Annotated in this window: 15 protein-coding genes and 1 pseudogene; 10 read left to right on the top strand and 6 right to left on the bottom strand. The window is 68.8% G+C overall.

Going from position 1 to position 18,603, the window contains the following annotated elements; all coding sequences use genetic code 11:
* The first annotated feature begins 30 nt into the window (after nt 1–30).
* Nucleotides 31–936 (top strand): prolyl aminopeptidase, encoded by a 906-nt coding sequence (pip, locus tag ED92_RS12940; protein ID WP_052120699.1) that lies wholly within the window; start codon nt 31–33, stop codon nt 934–936.
* 45 nt (nt 937–981) lie between these two features.
* Here pip and ED92_RS12945 read toward each other — a convergent pair whose 3' ends face one another.
* The gene (locus ED92_RS12945; protein WP_037337351.1) at nt 982–2,169 is read right to left on the bottom strand and encodes a Glu/Leu/Phe/Val dehydrogenase; all 1,188 of its coding nucleotides are present in this window, start codon (nt 2,167–2,169) and stop codon (nt 982–984) included.
* A gap of 163 nt (nt 2,170–2,332) precedes the next feature.
* On the opposite strand from ED92_RS12945, the gene ED92_RS12950 reads away from it, so the two are divergent.
* From ED92_RS12950 to ED92_RS12980, 7 genes are all read left to right on the top strand, one after another.
* Nucleotides 2,333–3,256: a LysR family transcriptional regulator gene (locus tag ED92_RS12950; protein WP_037337353.1), complete on the top strand. Its 924-nt coding sequence runs from the start codon at nt 2,333–2,335 to the stop codon at nt 3,254–3,256.
* Between the two features lie 129 nt (nt 3,257–3,385).
* A complete protein-coding gene (locus ED92_RS12955) occupies nt 3,386–4,648 on the top strand; it encodes a glutamate-cysteine ligase family protein (protein WP_037337355.1) in 1,263 nt (420 codons plus the stop codon).
* Nucleotides 4,645–5,994, top strand: coding sequence for an ergothioneine biosynthesis protein EgtB (egtB, locus tag ED92_RS12960; protein ID WP_037337356.1), 1,350 nt, complete (start codon nt 4,645–4,647; stop codon nt 5,992–5,994). The genes ED92_RS12955 and egtB overlap by 4 nt, the downstream gene beginning before the upstream one ends.
* A gap of 5 nt (nt 5,995–5,999) precedes the next feature.
* Nucleotides 6,000–6,764, top strand: coding sequence for an ergothioneine biosynthesis protein EgtC (gene egtC / locus ED92_RS12965; RefSeq protein WP_037337357.1), 765 nt, complete (start codon nt 6,000–6,002; stop codon nt 6,762–6,764).
* The gene (gene egtD, locus ED92_RS12970; protein ID WP_037337358.1) at nt 6,761–7,738 is read left to right on the top strand and encodes an L-histidine N(alpha)-methyltransferase; all 978 of its coding nucleotides are present in this window, start codon (nt 6,761–6,763) and stop codon (nt 7,736–7,738) included. The genes egtC and egtD overlap by 4 nt, the downstream gene beginning before the upstream one ends.
* Before the next feature lie 46 nt (nt 7,739–7,784).
* Nucleotides 7,785–8,207 (top strand): nitroreductase family deazaflavin-dependent oxidoreductase, encoded by a 423-nt coding sequence (locus ED92_RS12975; protein WP_052120702.1) that lies wholly within the window; start codon nt 7,785–7,787, stop codon nt 8,205–8,207.
* 156 nt (nt 8,208–8,363) lie between these two features.
* Nucleotides 8,364–9,968, top strand: a complete 1,605-nt coding sequence (locus tag ED92_RS12980; RefSeq protein WP_037337362.1) for an alpha/beta hydrolase — start codon at nt 8,364–8,366, stop codon at nt 9,966–9,968.
* A gap of 208 nt (nt 9,969–10,176) precedes the next feature.
* Here the strand turns inward: ED92_RS12980 and ED92_RS12985 are convergent, their stop codons facing one another.
* From ED92_RS12985 to ED92_RS12995, 3 genes are read right to left on the bottom strand one after another with little or no spacing between them, the layout of a single operon-like run.
* The gene (locus ED92_RS12985) at nt 10,177–10,524 is read right to left on the bottom strand and encodes a darcynin family protein (protein WP_037337365.1); all 348 of its coding nucleotides are present in this window, start codon (nt 10,522–10,524) and stop codon (nt 10,177–10,179) included.
* Nucleotides 10,525–10,539: 15 nt separating this feature from the next.
* Nucleotides 10,540–11,430 (bottom strand): SDR family oxidoreductase, encoded by an 891-nt coding sequence (locus ED92_RS12990; protein ID WP_037337367.1) that lies wholly within the window; start codon nt 11,428–11,430, stop codon nt 10,540–10,542.
* A 13-nt stretch (nt 11,431–11,443) separates the two neighbouring features.
* On the bottom strand, nt 11,444–12,865 hold the full coding sequence (locus tag ED92_RS12995; protein WP_200882721.1) for an MFS transporter: 1,422 nt from the start codon (nt 12,863–12,865) through the stop codon (nt 11,444–11,446).
* A 144-nt stretch (nt 12,866–13,009) separates the two neighbouring features.
* Between ED92_RS12995 and ED92_RS13000 the strand changes: the two genes are divergently transcribed.
* Together ED92_RS13000 and ED92_RS13005 are read left to right on the top strand one after the other, a co-directional pair.
* Nucleotides 13,010–13,963, top strand: a complete 954-nt coding sequence (locus tag ED92_RS13000) for a LysR family transcriptional regulator (RefSeq protein WP_037337370.1) — start codon at nt 13,010–13,012, stop codon at nt 13,961–13,963.
* Nucleotides 13,964–14,098: 135 nt separating this feature from the next.
* Nucleotides 14,099–14,542: pseudogene (locus tag ED92_RS13005) on the top strand (MgtC/SapB family protein); the annotation flags it as partial.
* A 54-nt stretch (nt 14,543–14,596) separates the two neighbouring features.
* On the opposite strand, the gene ED92_RS13010 reads toward ED92_RS13005, so the two are convergent.
* Nucleotides 14,597–15,400: an alpha/beta fold hydrolase gene (locus tag ED92_RS13010; RefSeq protein WP_037337375.1), complete on the bottom strand. Its 804-nt coding sequence runs from the start codon at nt 15,398–15,400 to the stop codon at nt 14,597–14,599.
* Nucleotides 15,401–15,474: 74 nt separating this feature from the next.
* Nucleotides 15,475–18,282, bottom strand: a complete 2,808-nt coding sequence (locus ED92_RS13015; protein ID WP_037337378.1) for an aconitate hydratase — start codon at nt 18,280–18,282, stop codon at nt 15,475–15,477.
* Nucleotides 18,283–18,603: the final 321 nt, after the last annotated feature.

Here is an 18,603-nt window from a genome sequence, read left to right on the forward strand (position 1 = left end):
TATCCGGAAATCGAACCGTATGACCACGGGATGCTCGACGTCGGCGACGGGCACCTCGTGTACTGGGAGGTCTGCGGGAATCCCGACGGCAAACCCGCCGTCACCCTGCACGGCGGCCCCGGGAGCGGCTGCAGTACCGGCCTGCGCCGGTACTTCGACCCGGCCAAGTACCGCGTCGTGCTGTTCGACCAGCGAGGCTGCGGCCGGAGCACCCCTCACGCGGGGGAGCCTGAAGCCGATCTTTCCGCCAACACCACAGACCACCTGATCGCCGACATGGAACGCCTTCGTGAGCATCTGGGCATCGAGAAGTGGCTGCTCTTCGGCGGTTCCTGGGGCTCGGTGCTCGCGCTGGTCTACGCCGAGCGTCATCCGGACCGGGTCACGGAGATGGTCCTGATGGGCTTGGCGACCGGACGGCGGAGCGAGACCGATCTGCTCACCCGCGGCCTCGGCGGCGTCTTCCCCGAGGCGTGGGCGAAGTTCCGCGACGGAGTTCCGGAAGAGGATCGCGACGGTGACCTGGCGGCGGCCTACCTCAAGTTGCTGATGGACCCCGATCCGGCGGTGCACGGGAAGGCGGCGGCCGACTGGTGTGCTTGGGAAGACGCGATCATCCCGACTTCCCCGCCGTACAAGAGCTTCGAGAGCCCGGAGTTCCGGCTCGCCTTCGCCAGGCTGGTCACGCACTACTGGAGCCAGGGGTCCTTTTTGGACGAAGGCGTGGTCCTGCGGGAGGCCGGGAAACTGGCCCATATCCCGGCCGTGCTCGCCGAAGGAAGTCTCGACCTGGGCAACCTCATCGGCACGCCGTGGGAGCTCGCGCACGCGTGGCCAGGCAGCGAACTGGTGGTCATCGACGAGGTTGGCCACAGCACCCAGGACGAGCCGATGCGCGAGGTCCTCATCGGCGCGACGGACCGTTTCGCTTCCTGAACGAGCGTGAAGGCCCCTCGGTGGGAGGGGCCTTCACGCTCGCCGTCAGGGGATGACCAACGCGGGGGCGGTTTCGGGAGCGGTGGCGTCCGAACGGGTGGTTTCGGCGAGCCGGAGCCCGGTGGTGCGGGGTGCGATCCGGTCGAGGTTCCACGAACTCAGCAGCAGCGCCACCTTCGCCCGCATCTCGGTCCTCAGGCGCAGGAACGAATCCGCGGGATCGGCGCCGACCTCGCCGAGCAGGAGCCACCAGGCCCACGCGGCCGCGCCGGCGTTCGCGACGAAGTCCGGGATCACCGGGATGCCACGGGCCGCCAGCCCCGCTTCGGCGTCGGGCGTGGTCGCCGCGTTGGCCGCTTCGATGACGACCTTCGCCTTGACGACGCCCTGGTTCCCGGCGCGCAGCGCGTAGGAGATCGCCGCCGGGACGAGGATGTCCGCCTCCGTCGCCACGATCTCGTCGCGGGGGAGCAGCCGGACGTCGGCGGGGAGCCTGCTCCGGTTGATCTCGCCGTAGGAGTCCCGCAGTTCCAACAGCGCCGGGATGTCGAGACCTTCGGGCCGGTACAGCGTCCCGGCCGCGTCGGCGACCGCGACGACCTTCATCCCGGCTTCGTGCAGGTACCAGGCCGCGCCGCCGCCCATGGTGCCGATGCCCTGGATGGCAACCGTGGTCTTCTCGGCGGCCCATTCCCACGCGTCGGCGACACCGAGACAGGCCTGTGCGACGCCGTAGCCGCCGATCACGTCGCCGAGCAGGAGCCCGCCGGGGACCGGGGTGTTCAGCCCGGCCTGCACACGGCGAAGGGTGTGCGCCGGATCGGCCGAACGCCGGATCGCGGCGTGGTACGACTGCTCGAGCCCGAGCTTCGCGAACACCTCGTCGATCAGGTGCTGGGGCACGCCGAGGTCTTCGGCGGTCACCCAGTGGTTGTCGATCCACGGCCGCAGGAACGAGCAGAACCGTTCCAGCACACCGAAAGCACGCTCGTCTTTGGGATCGAAGTCGATGCCGCCCTTGGCCCCGCCGACCGGCAAGCCGAAGGTCGCGGTCTTGTTCGCCATCCCCCTCGCCAGGTCCTCGACCTCGGTCATCGTGCAGCCCGCGCGCATCCGGGTCCCGCCGGTCGCGATACCGGAGACCAGGCTGTGCACTACGAGGTAGCCGGTGGCACCGGTGACGGGGTCGGTCCAGACGAGCCTCATCAGCGGTTCGGCGTTCCTCGCGGCCATGCGGCCACCTCCTTCGTGGATTCGGGGTCGTTCCTGCGCCACTTCCGAGGGTGCGCCCCGGCGGGCGCGCGCGTCCATTTACCGAATCTGAACGATGATGTGCAGAGAAACTGGTGTAACGCGTCACCCGGCGTGCACGACCGCACCCGATTACGTTGGGGCCATGGAGCTTTCGTTGCACCGCCTGCGGATGCTCCGCGAGCTGAGCAGGCGCGGCACCGTCACGGCGGCCGCCGCTTCGTTGCATTACACCGCTTCGGCGGTATCGCAGCAGCTGGCTCAGCTGGAGCGGGACGTGGGCGCGAAGCTGTTCGAACGATTCGGCAGACGGGTGCAGCTGACCGAACTGGGGTTGCTGCTCACCGAACACGCCGAGGAGATCCTGGGGTCGGTCGAACGGGCGACACTGGCCTTGGAAGAGGCGCAGGAGACCGTTTCGGTGCGCCTCATGGCCGGAGTGTGGGCGTCGGTCGCTTCGGGGCTGTTGCCGCACGCTCTGGCCGCGCTCGCGGGTGAGCATCCGGGCATCCAGGTCCGGACCCGTGAGCTGGCTCCCGAGGACACCGCCGACGCCGTGCGCGACGGCGAGCTGGATCTGTCGTTCGTCCTCGATTACTCCGACGCGCCGATGCCGTGGGACGCGGGCCTGGAGCGCGCGGTGATCGCGGTCGAACGGCTGCACGCCGCCGTACCCGCCGGCGCGGTGCCCGCCGGAAGCGCGTCTTTACTCGAACTGGGTGAACATCCCTGGATCCTCGCCAGCCCGAAGAGTCATTTCGGCCGCGCGGTGCGCACCGCGTGTCACCGGCACGGGTTCGAACCCAAGATCAACCACGAGGTCGAGGAGCAGTCCACGGCGATGGCGATGGTCAGGGCGGGGCTCGGGGTGACCCTCGTTTCCGACCTCGGGCTCGGGCTCCGGCCGCCGGGGATCGACGTCGTCGCGTTGACCACACCGTTGCTCCGGACGGTTTCGATCGCCTACCGGACGACCTCGTCGCGGCGCCCGGCGCTGCAGCTGGTGATCGAGGCGGTGCGGAACGCGGCGGCCGCGCTGGGCCTGGGCACGGAGCCCGCTTTGCCCTGATCGTCCTGTCCCGGAACGTGGTCCGGCGATCCTGCCCGGCAAGAACCGGACTGATTTTGTCGGACCCCGCGTGTAGCGTCCGAAGTCAAGGCATCTCAGTTATCGGACAACCGACTGGACGGCGGAAAGATGACTACTGTTCATGATTTCCCCGAGAAGTCCGGGAGCGCGTCGAACGCGACGGCGAAGGTCCTCTCGGACCGCGCCGAAGGTGAGGCGTATGTGGCTTCCGTGTGCTTCAAACACGGGCCGCCGAGACTTCTCGGCGTAGAGCTGGAATTCACCGTGCACTACGCCGACGAACCCGCCCGGCCCCTCGATCCCGACGATCTCGCCGCCGCGCTCGGCCCGCACACGCCGCGGACGCTGCGCCCCGACAGCCCCGCCCTCCCGCTTCCGGCAGGTTCACCGCTGAGCCTCGAGCCCGGATGCCAGGTGGAGATCTCCGCTCAACCCCAGACCACGCTGCGCCACCTGGACGCCGTCGTCTCGGCCGATCTGGCCCATCTCGAAAGTCTTCTCGCCGCACGAGGCCTGTACCTGGGGGACACCGGGATAGACAGGTATCGCGCCCCCGCCCGCAAGCTGGGCACCCCGCGCTACGCCGCGATGGAACGCCGCTTCGCCCCGATGGGCGAGGGCGGCGCCACGATGATGTGCAGCACCGCGGGCCTGCAGGTCTGCGTGGACGCCGGTGAGGCGCACGATCTGCCGGTCCGCTGGGCGGCCGTCCACGCGCTCGGTCCGCCCCTGCTCGCCGCCTTCGCCAATTCCCGGATCCACGCCGGACGCGACACCGGCCACGCGTCCGCACGCTGGCTCGCCGTCATGGAAACGGAAAAGGCCCGCACCCGGTCGGCGGAACCGGGCAAGGACCCGGCCGCGGAATGGGCGGGCAGGATCATGGACACCCCGCTGATGGTCCTTCCCGGACCGGACGGCCGCTGGGACGCGCCCGATTCCCTGACCTTCGCCGACTGGATCGACGGCCGGGGCGAGGGCGCCGGGCTCGGCAGGCCGACCGAGGACGACCTGGCCTACCACCTGACGACGTTCTTCACCCCGGTGCGTCCACAGGGGTATCTGGAGATCCGCTACCTGGACGCCCAGCCCGCCGCCAGGTGGCTGCACCCGGTGGCCCTGCTGGCCGCACTGCTCGCGCGCCCGTCCACAGTGGACAAGGTGCTCGAACTGTGCGAACCGGTCATGGGCCGATGGGAGTGCGCGGCCCGGTTCGGCCTCGCCGACCGGGCGATCGCCGACGTCGCGAGCAAGGTGGTGGACCTCGGTTGTGCCGAACTGGGCACGACCGGTCTGCCGCCGGAGACCATCACCGAGATCAGCGAGGGTGTGCAATCCCTCGTGAGGGGTTCGAGGAGCCACCAGTCATGAGCGTGGAAAGCACCGAGACCAACCCGCTTCGCGCGCTGAGCCCGCAAGACCTGCGGGCTCACGCGGCCGAGGCGCTCACCAGGGCGCGTGAGCGCAGTGTCGCGCTGACGAGCGTCGACGACGAAGACCTGGTCCGCCAGCATTCGAAACTGATGTCGCCGCTGGTCTGGGATCTCGCGCACATCGGCAGCCAGGAGGAACTCTGGCTGGTCCGCGACGTCGGCGGCCGCGAGGCGCTCCGGCCCGACATCGACGACATCTACGACGCGTTCCAGCACGCCCGCGCGGATCGCCCGGCGTTGCCGCTGCTGGGCCCCGAGGAGGCTCGCAAGTACGTCCGCGAGGTCAGGGAGAAATCCTTCGACATCCTGGAAACCGTTCCACTGCAAGGCAGGCGGCTCACCGAGGACGCCTTCGCCTTCGGCATGATCACCCAGCACGAGCAGCAGCACGACGAGACGATGCTGGCCACCCATCAGCTGCGCAAGGGCGATCCGGTGCTGCACGCGCCCGCCCCGCCGCCGTCGCGGTCCGGGCCACTGCCCGCGGAGGTGTTCGTACCCGGCGGTGCCTTCACCATGGGGACCTCCGCCGAGCCGTGGGCGCTGGACAACGAGCGTCCGGCGCACGAGGTCGTGGTGGAGGCGTTCTTCATCGACACCGCGCCGGTCACCTGTGGGGCGTATGCCGAGTTCCTCGACTCCGGCGGTTACGAAGACCCGAAGTGGTGGAGCGAGCGCGGCTGGGCGTACCGCAGCGAACACGGCATCGACGCGCCGCGGTTCTGGAAACGGGAGCAGGACGGCTGGTGGCGGACGCGGTTCGGCGTCTACGAGAAGGTGCCCGCCGCGGAACCCGTTGTCCACGTTTCCTTCCACGAAGCCGAGGCGTACGCGGCCTGGGCGGGCCGTCGCCTGCCGACGGAGCCGGAATGGGAGAAGGCCGCCCGGTTCGATCCGGCGACCGGCCGGTCGCGCCGGTTCCCTTGGGGCGACGAGGAACCCACCCCCGACCACGCCAACCTCGGGCAGCGGCACCTGCGGCCCGCGGAGGTCGGCGCGTACCCGGCGGGTGTGTCGCCGCTGGGCGTGCACCAGCTGATCGGTGACGTCTGGGAGTGGACCAGCAGCGGTTTCGAGGCGTATCCGGGATTCGCCGCCTTCCCGTACAAGGAGTACTCGGAGGTGTTCTTCGGCGGGGACTACCGGATCCTGCGCGGTGGCTCGTTCGGCACGGACGCGGCGGCCATCCGCGGCACGTTCCGCAACTGGGATCACCCGATCCGGCGGCAGATCTTCTCGGGGTTCCGCTGTGCCCGGGACGCGCGGCCGAGCGAGGTGGCCTGAGCGGCATGTGCCGTCACGTCGCGTATCTCGGCGAGCCGCGCTCGCCCGCCGAGACGCTCTTTCAAGCCCCTCATTCGCTGCTCGTGCAGTCGTACGCCCCTCGTGACATGCGGGGCGGCGGCTCGGTCAACGCGGACGGATACGGCCTCGGCTGGTACGCCGAAGGCCCCGAGCCGCTGCGGCTGCGCCGGTCCGCTCCCTTGTGGACGGACGGGGATCTGCCCGCCCTCGCCGGATCGGTCCGCTCGCACGCTTTCCTGGCGGCGGTCCGCAACGGTACGACGGGGATGCCCGTGGTCGAGGCGGCGAACGCGCCGTTCACCGGCGGCGGCTACCTCTTCAGCCACAACGGGCTGGTGCGGGGCTGGCCGGACTCGATGGCCGAGCTCGCCGCGAAGCTGCCGATCACCCGGCTGCTGACGCTGGAGGCGACCACGGATTCGGTACTGCTGTGGGCTTTGCTGCGTGAACGGCTCGAGGCGGGCGAAGACCCGCTCGCGGCCGTCACCTGGTTGACCGGAGTGGTCGAGGAGGCGGGCCCGGGTTCGCGGCTCAATCTCCTGCTGACCGACGGCCGGACGCTCATCGGTACCGCGTGGACGCATTCCCTGTCCTATCGGGACACCGGAGACGGTGTGCTCGTCGCGTCGGAGCCGTGCGACGACGATCCCGGCTGGACTCCCGTTCCCGACCACCACGCCGTCCGGGTCACCGGCGCCGGCGTGGAGATCCTGCCCCTCGAAGCCGATCGGAGCCCTGAGGCACGATGACCGAACTCGACCTCGACGTACACCACAGCGAATCGGATATCACCGAGCAGCTGCGCGCGGACGTCCGTGCCGGCCTGGACGCGGACCAGAAGTGGTTGTCGCCCAAATGGTTCTACGACGCGCGCGGCAGCGAGCTGTTCGAAAAGATCACCGCCCTTCCCGAGTACTACCCGACCCGGAGCGAACGGGAGGTGCTCGCCGCGCGCGGCGGCGAGATCGCCGAAAGCTCGGGCGCGCACACCCTCGTCGAACTCGGTTCCGGGTCGAGCGAGAAGACGAGGCTCCTGCTCGACGCGCTCACGAGCCACGGCACGTTGAAGGAGTTCGTCCCGCTCGACGTCTCCGAGACGGCGCTTGCCGAGGCCGCGGAAGCCATCACCGCCGACTACCCGTCCCTCGAGGTCCGAGGCGTGGTCGGTGACTTCACCCAGCACCTCGACCTGCTGCCGGGCGACCGGCCGCGGATGGTGGTCTTCCTCGGCGGCACGATCGGCAACTTCCTCCCCGCCGACCGCGCCACCTTCCTGCGCTCGGTCCGGGAGGTGCTCGACGAAGGGGAGTGGTTCCTTCTCGGGACGGACCTGGTGAAGGACCGGGAGACCTTGGAGCGTGCTTACGACGACGCCGCCGGGGTGACCGCCGAGTTCAACCGCAACATGCTCCACGTGATCAACAACGGCCTCGGCGCGAACTTCGACCCAGCCGCGTTCGACCACGTGTCATATTGGGACGAAGAGAACGAATGGATCGAAATGCGCTTGCGGGCGCGTGAGCCGCTGACCGTCGACATCCCGGGTGCCGACCTGCAGGTCAAGTTCGACGAGGGCGAATACGTGCGCACCGAGATCTCCGCGAAGTTCCGGCGGGAGGGAATCGCCGCGGAACTGGCCGAAGCCGGTTTCTCCGTGGAGAAATGGTGGACGGACTCGGAATCGCGGTTCGGGGTGAGCCTGGCAAGATCTGTCCGTGGCTAACCCTCTCACTTCGCTCGCCCGTGTGCTCGGCACCAAACCGTGGCTGATGGGGCTCGCGGGCGGGATCATCTGGGTGGACAAGAGACTCCACCGGCTGTTCAAGGGGAAGGTGAGCCTGGTCGCGCTGGCCGGGCTCCCTTCCCTGCGGCTGACCACGACCGGCCGGAAGAGCGGGCTGCCCCGCAGTACCAATCTTCTGTACTTCCCGCACGAGGAAGGTTTCGTGCTCGTCGGCTCCAATTGGGGGAGGCCGAACGATCCGGCGTGGACGCACAATCTGCGCTCGCATCCCGACGCGGTCGTCGCGCTGGCGGGCGAGGAGATCCCGGTCAGGGCCAGGGAACTGCTCGGAGACGAGTACGAGGCGATGTGGGAACGGCTGCTGGAGTTCTGGCCCGGTTACTCCATGGAGGAGAAAGCCGCTTGCCGTGTGTTACCGATTTTCGAGTTGAAGACAACCACTCGATAGGTTCGTACCATCCTTTCGGCCGGTGACTGGGTTACCGGCCTGTGCGAGGCTCCTTGGGTGTTACGCGCCGTGACGTCGGCGGCGCATCGCGCGACGTGGTCCGACACGTCGCCAGCCGAGGGAGGAGTCGTTTTGCCGAGATCCACAAGGAGGCCGGTGCGCGGTTTCGCACTGGTAGGGGCACTCGTGGCCGGCGCCGCGCTGACAGGGGCGTCCGGGACGGCGGTCGCCGCCCAAGAAGCCGGGCCGCCCGCCGCCCAGGTCGGCGCGACGGCGCCGGTGAACTGGGGTGCCTGCACGGCGGACCAGCTCCGCGGTGTTCCGGCCGATCAGGTGAAGTTCTACAGCTGCTCGCGGTATCGCGTGCCGATCGACCACGACAACGCGGCGCTCGGCACGATCGACATCGCGATGCTGAAGCGGGCGGCGAAGACGCCCGACAAGAAGGTCGGTTCGCTGTTCCTCAACCCGGGCGGCCCCGGCGGCTCCGGGTTCCGGATGCCGATCGGCGCGGCGAACTACTTCCAGCCGCAGGTGCTGGACCGGTTCGACCTGATCGGATTCGACCCGCGCGGCGTCGGCGCCAGCAACCCGCTCAAATGCTTCACCACGCAGGAGGACGCGGACGACGTCTTCGCCGCGCAGATCCCCGTGCCGCTGTCGCGACAGGAGATCTCCGGGACGCTGGCCTCGTACCGTGACTACGGCCAGTTCTGCAAGAACAACGCGGGCGCGCTGCTGAACCACATGTCCACCAAGGACGTCGTGCGTGACCTGGACAAGATGCGGGCGGCCGTCGGCGACCAGAAGCTGACCTTCGTCGGCTTCTCGTACGGGACCCTGATCGGGTCGACGTACACGTCGATGTTCCCGAAGCAGAGCCGGGCGATCGTCATCGACGGCAACGTCGATCCGGCGCTGCGCACCAGCGACGGCGTGCAGTACGACCGCGAGCGCGCTCGCGGGTTCGAGATCGCGCTGGACGCCTTCCTGCGCAAGTGCGCGCAGGTCGGGCCGAAGTGCTCCTTCAGCGCGGGCACGCCGCGGGCGAAGTTCGACGAGATCCGCGACCACCTGCGGCAGCAGCCGGTCAAGCTGCCCGACGGGAGCAGCTACGACATCAACGCGTTCACCAGCACGGTGGCCGGGGTGCTGTACTCGCCGACGTCGTTCCCGCCGCTGGCCGACGACCTGCAGGCGCTGTACAACGTCGTCCACCCGCCCGCGGCGCAGGCGCAGACGGCTCAGGCCGTCGAGCTGAAGGTGCTGCGGTCCGGGGCGAACGGGCGCGCGGACGCGAACCCGGACAGCCCGTACACCGGCGACGACTCGTACTTCGCCGTGAACTGCTCGGACAAGAAGATCACGATCAAACAGGAGAAGGTCCCCGAGATCGCCGCGAAGTGGGAGAAGGAATCGCCCACTTTCGGTCGCTACCAGGCGTTCTCGGACGTGGCGGGCTGCCCGGTGTGGCCGGTGAAGAAGCCGGACGTCTACCGCGGCCCGTGGCAGGCCAAGACCGACACCCCGGTCCTGGTCGTCGGCAACTTCTACGACCCGGCGACCCAGTACCTGTTCTCGAAGCGGATGGCCGACGAGCTGGGCAACGCCCGGCTGCTCTCGGTCGACGCCTTCGGGCACTGCATCCTGGGCGACTCGCTCGGGGTGGACAAGGTGACGGCCGACTACCTGATCGATCTGAAGGTCCCGGCCAACGGCCAGATCTTCCAGCCGAACGTCCAGCCGTTCGAAACCGCCTGATCCCGGGCTGAACACCACGAAGGCCACCGTCTCGGCGGTGGCCTTCGCGGCGTCCGGGGACCGGTCCCGAACTTCCGGCCCTAGGGTTCCGGACGGGGAGGGCCGGATTGGCCGGACGATTCGCTCGTCCAGGAGATCCGGGTGGGTAACCAGGGCACCGGCTTCGGCTTGGTCGCGGCCGCCGGTGCGCCTGGCTCACCCATCGGCCTTAGACGTTGACGCTCGCGTAAGCGTCCAGACCGTAGTTCGTGGCATACGCGTTCTCGACCCCGACCAGGAGATCGACCACCTCGAAGTACCGGTCCCAGAACGGCGTCTCGCGCAGCGCCTCGACGAGCAGCTGGTACGAGTGGTGGTCGTCGGCCTCCCACACCCATACGTCGGTCACTCGCGCGGAGTAGAACTCGGTGTCGAAGAAGCGGGACCAGACGCCCTTCACTTTGCTTTCGATGGCGGGGAGGACCTCGGTCTTGAAGGCCGCCACCCGTTGTTCGACGGTGAGGCCGAGCCACTCGGGTGTGGTCTTCACCAGCATGAAAGCGGTCACTGCGGACATGGTGCTTCCTCTCGATCAGGCGTAAGCGCCGGCTTCGATGTCCTCGGCCAGGCTCGGTCCGGACGGGGTCCACTTCAGGAGTTCGCGGGTGCGCGCGCTGGACGCGGACATGTCCAGCGCGAAGAACCGGCCGACGAACCCGAAGTGCTCAGCGGCGTTCTCCGGCGCCACGGACACCACCGGGACGTCGAGCGTCCGTCCGATGGCTTCGGCGATCTCCTTCGTGGTGACGACTTCTTCGGCGACCGCGTGGAGCAGGGAGCCGGTGGGCGCGCCTTCCAGTCCCAGCCGGACGAGCCGGGCCGCGTCGGTGCGGTGCACGGCGGCCCAGGCGGCGGTGCCGTCGCCGAGATAGCCGGAAACGCCATGCTTGCGGGCGGCCGCGACGAGGGCGGCGACGAAACCGTGGTCGCCCACGCCGTGCACGGACGGTGCGAAGCGGGCGCTGATCACCCGCATGCCCTTTTCGGCGTACTCCAGCGCGAGGTTCTCGGCGCCGCCACGGTGGGAGTCGGGGCCGACGGCGGGGGAGAGGTCGGTCTCGGTGGCGGGGCGTCCGGTGGCCAGGGTCGAGAGGCCCGCGGCGAGAACGAAGGCCCGGCCGGTGCCGGTCAAGGCGTCGGCGAAGGTCTGGACGGCCGCCCGCTCGGCCCGGTCGGACTCCGCGGGGTTGGCCCAGTCGTGCTTGTTCGCCAGGTGGATGACGGCGTCGGCCGACTCGGCGCCCGCACGGAGGCCGTCGAGATCGTCCAGGTCGCCGCGGCGGACCCGGGCGCCCTTCCGCTCCAGAGCGGTGGCGGAGTCGTCCGATCGGGCGAGGCCGGTGACCTCGTGGCCGGCGTGGAGCAGTTCGTCCACTACGGCCGAGCCGATCCAGCCGGTCGCCCCGGTGACGAATACGTGCATGGGAATGCTCCTTCTACTTGGTGTTACGGGAAAGCCGTGATTGCAGGACGACGAGCGACCCGAGGACGAGCACGCTCACCCCGATCACCCGGAGTGCCGTGCTCGCGCCGGTGACGAACGCGGAGATCACCTCGGCCGAGCGGCCGGGCGCGGCGACGGCCAGGGCCTGCGCGACGGTGTGCGGATCGTGGGCCTCGCGGATGTCTTCCGGCAGCGCCGCGACGAAGCGTCCGGTGAGGACGGTGCCGATGACCGCGACCCCGAGCGCGCTGCCGAATTCACGTGTGGTGGCCTGCAGTCCGGCGCCGACCCCGGCCTGCGCCGGAGGCAGTGAACCGGAGATCGCGGCGGACAACGTCGGGAGGGCCAGCGTGACACCGATCCCGGTCACCACGAGCCAGGCGGCGTAGACCGGATACGGCGTCAAAGTGTCGCTTGTGGACAGTCCGATGAGGCCGCAGCCGCAGAAGAGGAACGCGATGGCGACGACGACGTCGACGCCGAAGCGCTGGACTAGCTTGCCCACGTGTCGCGCACCGAGGATGACTGGAACGGTCAGCGGGATGATGCCGAGCCCGGTCGGCAGTACCCCGAAACCCTTGCCGTACTGGAGGAAGGACGCGTTGACGTAGAACAGCGCGAACATCCCGAAGAAGATCGCGGTCATGCCGAGACAGGCACTGCGCAGCGCGGGCACCCGGAATAGCCGGGGATCGAGCAGCGGGTGCTCGGCCTTCAGTTCCGCGAACGTCCACAGGGCGAACAGCACGACCGAACCGGCGAATCCGGCCAGGACGATCGGGCTGGTCCAGCCTGCTTCGGGACCTTCGACGATACCGAGCAGTAACGCGACCGACGCGCCGACGAGCAGGACGGCGCCGAGCGGGCTGAGCGGCCGCTCGTGTCGCGGGGAGACCGGCGCGATCCGGGCGACGAGCGCGGCGAGCACCAGCGAGAGCGGGACGGCGGCCGCGAACAGCCAACGCCACGATCCGCTCGTCAGTACGGCACCGCCGCCGACATTCCCCACGACACCGCCGATCCCGGTCATCGACGCCCAGGTCGCGATGGTCACGCCCTTGCGCTCGGCGGGGACGGCGTGCAGCAGGACCGCGAGCGTGTTGGGCAGCACCGCGGCGGCCCCGATCCCGGTGATCGCCCGGCCCGCCAGCAGGAAGGGCACGTTCGACGCGATCGCCGACAGCAGTGCACCGAGTGCGAAAAGCGCGAGGCCCGCGAGCAGGACACCCTTGCGGCCGAAGCGATCGCCCGCCGCTCCACCGGGGATCACCAGACAGGCGAAGAAGATGACATAGGTGTCGACGATCCAGATCAAGGCCGACGCGGACGGGTGGAGGTCGCTCGCGGCGAGCATCGGGACGGCGAGGTTGATCGCGGCGACCATCCCGACGACGAGTACGACACAGGCGCACATGGCGGTCAACAGGCCGCGTCGGTTCGCCGCGGTTTCGGGAGCGTCGCGGATTTGGAGTCGGAGTGGCATGTCCACGACGCTATGGGCCTGCCGGTTCTTCGCGCCACGCAACATTGGCAACAAAGAGTTGCGTACGATGCAACTATGGCCGATCAGCTGGATCTGAACCTCTTGCGGGTGTTCGACGCCTTGCTGCGGGAGGGCAGCGTGACTGCGGCCGCCGAACGCCTGCATCTGTCGATCCCGGCGGCGAGCCGGGCACTGGGCCGGTTGCGGCGCGCGATGGGGGATCCGATCCTCGTGCGCGCCGGCCGCGGGATGGTGCCGACACCGTTCGCGCTCCGCACGGCACCGCGGGTGCGATCGCTGCTCGACGAGGCGTCGGCGCTGATCAGCGCGGACCGCGAGTTGTCGCTCGGCGACCTCGAACGCACTTTCACCATCCGCATCAACGACGGCGTCGCCGCGACACTGGCGACGGCCGCCGTCGAGGCGACCGCCGCCGTCGCTCCGGGCGTCGTCCTGCGCTTCGTCGCGGAAGGCAGTGAAAGCACCGAAGCCTTGCGAGACGGTTCGGTGGATCTGGACATCGGCGCGGGTGACATCACGGCCCCCGACATCCACTCGGAGCTGCTGTACCACGAACGTGTGGTCGCGATCGTCAGGGCGGACGGTCCGCTCGGCGGCGTGCGGCGTCCGACGCTGGCGCAGCTTTGCCGCTATCCCCACGTTTCCGCGTCACGGCGGGGCCGGGGCAGGGGACCGCTCGACGACGTGCTCGAGGCGGCCGGACTCCAGCGCCGAGTCGCCGCGGTCGTCCCCACCTCCGCGGTCGCGGCGTTCCTGGTCGCGTCGAGCGACTACGTCGGGCTCGCGCCCCAGCGGCTCGCCGAGCACTACGGCCGGTCACTCGGCATCCGCTGGTTCCCGATCCCCGCCGAGCTTCCGCGGATCGAGGTCTGCCAGCTCTGGCACGCGCGGCTCGACGCCGATCCGGCCCAGCGCTGGCTGCGTGACACGATCCACGCCGCGCTCGGGCCGTCCGGTGGTAGAGTCCCGAAGGTTGATCAACACCGATCGAGTACGAAAGCGAGGTGAGCGGCACATGCCGGAAGACAGTTCTGGACCGACCGGACGTGGTCGCCGTTCACCCGTGTGCGTGGTGCGCTGACCTTCTCCGGTCTCCTTTCCCTGTCTGGCTTTGTGTACGCACGCCAGAAAAGAGCCGGAATCATGAACACCTTCGAAATGCTGCTCAGGGTCGGCACCGGCGTCGGCCTCGGCGCCGTCATCGGCATCGAGCGCCAGTACCGCGCCCGGATGGCCGGACTCCGCACCAACGCCCTCGTCGCCGTCGGCGCGACGCTCTTCGTCCTGTTGTCCGCGCACGGTTTCGGCGGGCTGAACACCAGCGGTGACGCCGACCCGACGCGGGTCGCCGCCCAGATCGTCTCCGGGATCGGTTTCCTCGGCGCCGGCGTGATCCTGCGCGACGGCCTGAACGTGCGCGGGCTCAACACCGCGGCCACCCTCTGGTGCTCCGCCGCCGTCGGATCCCTTGCTGGAGCGGGACTTTACGTCGTCGCACTCGCCGGGACGGCGGTGATCGTCGGGGTCAACGTGCTGTTGCGCCCGCTCGGCCGCGTCGTCGACCGTCGCCCGGAACAGCGGGAAGACGACCTCGTGAGTGGTAAGGACGCTTAGAACCGTACGGACTTGCGGAACGCCGACTCACGAGCAGGAGAGGAAATCCAGCAATATTCCGGAGAACTCGCCGGGCTTCTCCAGATTGATCATGTGCGCGACCCCGGGGACGACCAGTTTCCGGGCGTCGTGTGCCTCGTTTTCGATCTGGTCCGCGATGGCGATGATGTCCGAGGAATCCAGATCCCCCACCAAGGTCAGGGTGCGCGGGGTCAGCTCGCCGGTGCGCTCGATGGCCCGTAGCTCGTCCATCAGCGTGAAACCGGCGAGCCCGTGGCGCACGATCGTCTGCGTGTACATCTCCTGGCACAGCAGCCGGACCCGTTGATCGACGTCCGCGGGCGCGCGCCGGGGCCCGTCCACCCACATGCGCAGGAGGCACTCGATGGCGGCGGGAAGATCGCCCCGCGCGCCCGCTTCTTCGAGTTTCTTGTTCTGCTCCAGGACGAACGGATCCTTCGTCACCATCGCGCTGAGGCCCGTCGCGACGAGGACGAGGTTCTCGACCAGCTCCGGATACGTCAGCGCGAAATCGACCGCGATCCGCCCGCCGCCGGACAGGCCGACCAGTGACGTGCGGGGGAGTTCCAGCGCGGTCATCAGCGCGCGGAGGTCCTCGTAGTGCCTGAACCGTTCCGTCGGCGTGGACGACTCGCCGTGTCCGCGCGCGTCGTACCGGATGACGGTGTGGTGGCGTCCGAGTTCGCGCATCTCGGCATCCCACATCCGGGAGTCGAGCATGCCGCCGTGGAGCAGGACGACGGGATCACCCTCGCCCCGGATCTCGTACGCGAGCTCGCCGTTCTCGACCTGGATTCGACCGTGGGCCATACGTCCACGCTACCGAAGAACGCGCGAAGGCCCCTTTCCCGAAAGTGCGGGGAAAGGGGCCTTCGCGGGTGTGCTTACGCCTGGGTCATCTTCCGCAGGACGTACTGCAGGATGCCGCCGTTGCGGTAGTAGTCCGCCTCACCCGGGGTGTCGATGCGGACGTCCGCGTCGAACTCCACCTTGGTGCCGTCGGTCTTCGTCGCGGTGACGTGGACCGTGCGCGGGGTCTCGCCGTCGTTCAGCTTCGTGATACCCGAGATGTCGAACGTCTCGGTGCCGTCGAGGCCGAGCGACGAGGCCGACTCGCCCGCCGGGAATTGCAGCGGGATGACGCCCATGCCGATCAGGTTCGACCGGTGGATGCGCTCGAACGACTCGGTGATCACCGCGCGCACGCCCAGCAGGCGCGTGCCCTTGGCCGCCCAGTCACGCGACGATCCGGAGCCGTACTCCTTGCCGCCCAGGACGACCAGCGGGATGTCCTGCGCCGCGTAGTTCTGCGCCGCGTCGTAGATGAACGCCTGCGGGGCGTCGGCCTGGGTGAAGTCGCGGGTGTAGCCGCCCTGCACGTCGTCCAGCAGCTGGTTGCGCAGCCGGATGTTCGCGAAGGTGCCGCGGATCATGACCTCGTGGTTACCGCGACGCGAGCCGTAGGAGTTGAAGTCCTTCTTCTCCACGCCGTGCTCGGTCAGGTACTGCGCGGCCGGGGTGCCCGGCTTGATCGCGCCGGCGGGGGAGATGTGGTCGGTGGTGACCGAGTCGCCCAGCTTCGCCAGCACGCGCGCGCCGGCGATGTCGGTGACCGGGGCGGGCTCCGCCTGCATGCCCTCGAAGTACGGGGGCTTCCGGACGTAGGTGGACTCCGCGTCCCAGTCGAAGGTCTTGCCCTCGGGGGTCGGCAGCGACTTCCACCGCTCGCCACCGTCGAAGACGTCGGCGTAGTCCTTGGTGAACATCTCCTGCGTGATCGCGTAGTCGATGGTCTCCTGGATCTCCTTGGCCGACGGCCAGATGTCCTTCAGGAAGACGTCGTTGCCGTCGGAGTCCTGGCCGAGCGGCTGGGCCTCGAAGTCGAAGTCCATCGTGCCGGCGAGCGCGTACGCGATGACCAGCGGCGGCGACGCGAGGTAGTTCATCTTCACGTCGGGGTTGATGCGGCCTTCGAAGTTCCGGTTGCCCGAGAGCACCGAAACCGCGGTGAGGTCGTTCTCCTGGATCGCCGCGGAGATCTCGTCCGAGAGCGGGCCGGAGTTGCCGATGCAGGTGGTGCAGCCGTAGCCGACCAGGTGGTAGCCCAGCTTCTCCAGGTACGGCCAGAGACCGGCCTTGTCGTAGTAGTCGGTGACGACCTGCGAACCCGGCGCCATCGAGGTCTTGACCCACGGCTTGACCGCGAGGCCCTTGTCGACCGCGTTCCGCGCGAGCAGCGCCGCGCCGAGCATGACCGACGGGTTGGAGGTGTTGGTGCACGAGGTGATCGAGGCGATCACCACGGCGCCGTGGTCGAGGATGAACTCGCCGCGGTCCGAGGTGCTGACCTTGATCGGGTTGGTCGGGCGGCCGCTGTGGCCGTTCGCCGCCGACTGGATGTCGACCGCGCCCTCGTCCTTGAAGGACAGGGCGGCCGGGTCGCTGGCCGGGAAGGACTCCTCGACGGCCTCGTCCACGTTGGTGTGCGGGACCTGCTCGCCGCCCACGTAGTCGTGGATCGACTTGCGGAACGAGTTCTTCGCGTCGGTGAGCTCGATGCGGTCCTGCGGGCGCTTCGGGCCGGCGATCGACGGGACGACCGTCGACAGGTCCAGCTCGAGGTACTCGGAGTACTCCGGCTCGTGCGACGGGTCGTGCCAGAGGCCCTGCTCCTTGGCGTAGGCCTCGACGAGCGCGACCTGCTCCTCGGAGCGGCCGGTGAGCTTGAGGTACCGGACGGTCTCCTCGTCGATCGGGAAGATCGCCGCGGTGGAGCCGAACTCGGGGCTCATGTTGCCGATGGTGGCGCGGTTCGCCAGCGGCACCGCGCCGACGCTCTCGCCGTAGAACTCGACGAACTTGCTGACCACGCCGTGCTTGCGCAGCATCTCGGTGATGGTGAGCACGACGTCGGTGGCGGTCACGCCGGTCGGGATCTCGCCGGTGAGCTTGAAGCCCACGACGCGCGGGATGAGCATGGAGACCGGCTGGCCCAGCATGGCGGCCTCGGCCTCGATGCCGCCGACGCCCCAGCCCAGCACGCCGAGGCCGTTGACCATGGTGGTGTGCGAGTCGGTGCCGACGCAGGAGTCGGGGTACGCCTGGCCGTTGCGGGCCATCACCGTGCGCGCGAGGTGCTCGATGTTGACCTGGTGCACGATGCCGGTGCCCGGCGGGACGACCTTGAACTCGTCGAAGGCGCCCTGGCCCCAGCGCAGGAACTGGTAGCGCTCGCGGTTGCGCTCGTACTCGATCTCGACGTTGCGCTCGAAGGCGTCGGCGCGGCCGAAGACGTCGATGATGACGGAGTGGTCGATGACCAGTTCGGCGGGGGCGAGCGGGTTGACCTTGTCCGGGTCGCCGCCGAGGTCGGTGACGGCTTCGCGCATGGTGGCGAGGTCGACGACACAGGGCACGCCGGTGAAGTCCTGCATGATCACGCGGGCGGGCGTGAACTGGATCTCGATCGACGGGTCGGCCTTGGCGTCCCAGTTGCCGAGCGCGCGGATGTGGTCGGCGGTGATGTTCGCGCCGTCCTCGGTCCGCAGCAGGTTCTCGAGCAGGATCTTCAAGCTGTAGGGAAGGCGCTGGGAGCCCTCGACCTTGTTCAGGCGGAAAACCTCGTAGGAGGAGTCGCCCACCTTCAGCGTGTCTTTGGCGCCGAAGCTGTCCTTGCTGGCGGGTGCGGTCACTTCTAACTCCAGTGGCGGGTCAGTTCGGTGTGTTCTCCAGGTCGTTCGGGCCGACCCGGAGCGAGTGTTGCGCACCCCCACCGTAGGTCCGGACCCGGGATGGCACACCTCGTTCGTCCTTTCAAACAGTACGCCCGTCCTGTTTGGCTTGGCAAGCCGACACGCGGGTCGCGAAGGTCTCATCGACCTGCGGCCGTTCGAGTGACGAAACGTTCGTCTGTTCGTCCCCCGTTGAGGGGAAATGGTGCCTACGGTGTGTAAGTTCCTGGTGGTGCTTCTGGTAATGCTGTGACGGCAGTGGCACAGTGAGCTCATTGTTCA

Origin of the sequence: Amycolatopsis sp. MJM2582 (assembly GCF_000754115.1) — a bacterium.
In the GTDB taxonomy this organism is placed as follows: domain Bacteria; phylum Actinomycetota; class Actinomycetes; order Mycobacteriales; family Pseudonocardiaceae; genus Amycolatopsis; species Amycolatopsis japonica.

Coding starts and splice junctions, on each gene's coding strand:
- pip (WP_052120699.1), top strand. CDS start 31: ATGCTCGACGTCGGCGACGGGCACCTCGTGTACTGGGAGGTCTGCGGG.
- ED92_RS12945 (WP_037337351.1), bottom strand. CDS start 2,169: ATGGCCGCGAGGAACGCCGAACCGCTGATGAGGCTCGTCTGGACCGAC.
- ED92_RS12950 (WP_037337353.1), top strand. CDS start 2,333: ATGGAGCTTTCGTTGCACCGCCTGCGGATGCTCCGCGAGCTGAGCAGG.
- ED92_RS12955 (WP_037337355.1), top strand. CDS start 3,386: ATGACTACTGTTCATGATTTCCCCGAGAAGTCCGGGAGCGCGTCGAAC.
- egtB (WP_037337356.1), top strand. CDS start 4,645: ATGAGCGTGGAAAGCACCGAGACCAACCCGCTTCGCGCGCTGAGCCCG.
- egtC (WP_037337357.1), top strand. CDS start 6,000: ATGTGCCGTCACGTCGCGTATCTCGGCGAGCCGCGCTCGCCCGCCGAG.
- egtD (WP_037337358.1), top strand. CDS start 6,761: ATGACCGAACTCGACCTCGACGTACACCACAGCGAATCGGATATCACC.
- ED92_RS12975 (WP_052120702.1), top strand. CDS start 7,785: ATGGGGCTCGCGGGCGGGATCATCTGGGTGGACAAGAGACTCCACCGG.
- ED92_RS12985 (WP_037337365.1), bottom strand. CDS start 10,524: ATGTCCGCAGTGACCGCTTTCATGCTGGTGAAGACCACACCCGAGTGG.
- ED92_RS12990 (WP_037337367.1), bottom strand. CDS start 11,430: ATGCACGTATTCGTCACCGGGGCGACCGGCTGGATCGGCTCGGCCGTA.
- ED92_RS12995 (WP_200882721.1), bottom strand. CDS start 12,865: ATGTGCGCCTGTGTCGTACTCGTCGTCGGGATGGTCGCCGCGATCAAC.
- ED92_RS13000 (WP_037337370.1), top strand. CDS start 13,010: ATGGCCGATCAGCTGGATCTGAACCTCTTGCGGGTGTTCGACGCCTTG.
- ED92_RS13010 (WP_037337375.1), bottom strand. CDS start 15,400: ATGGCCCACGGTCGAATCCAGGTCGAGAACGGCGAGCTCGCGTACGAG.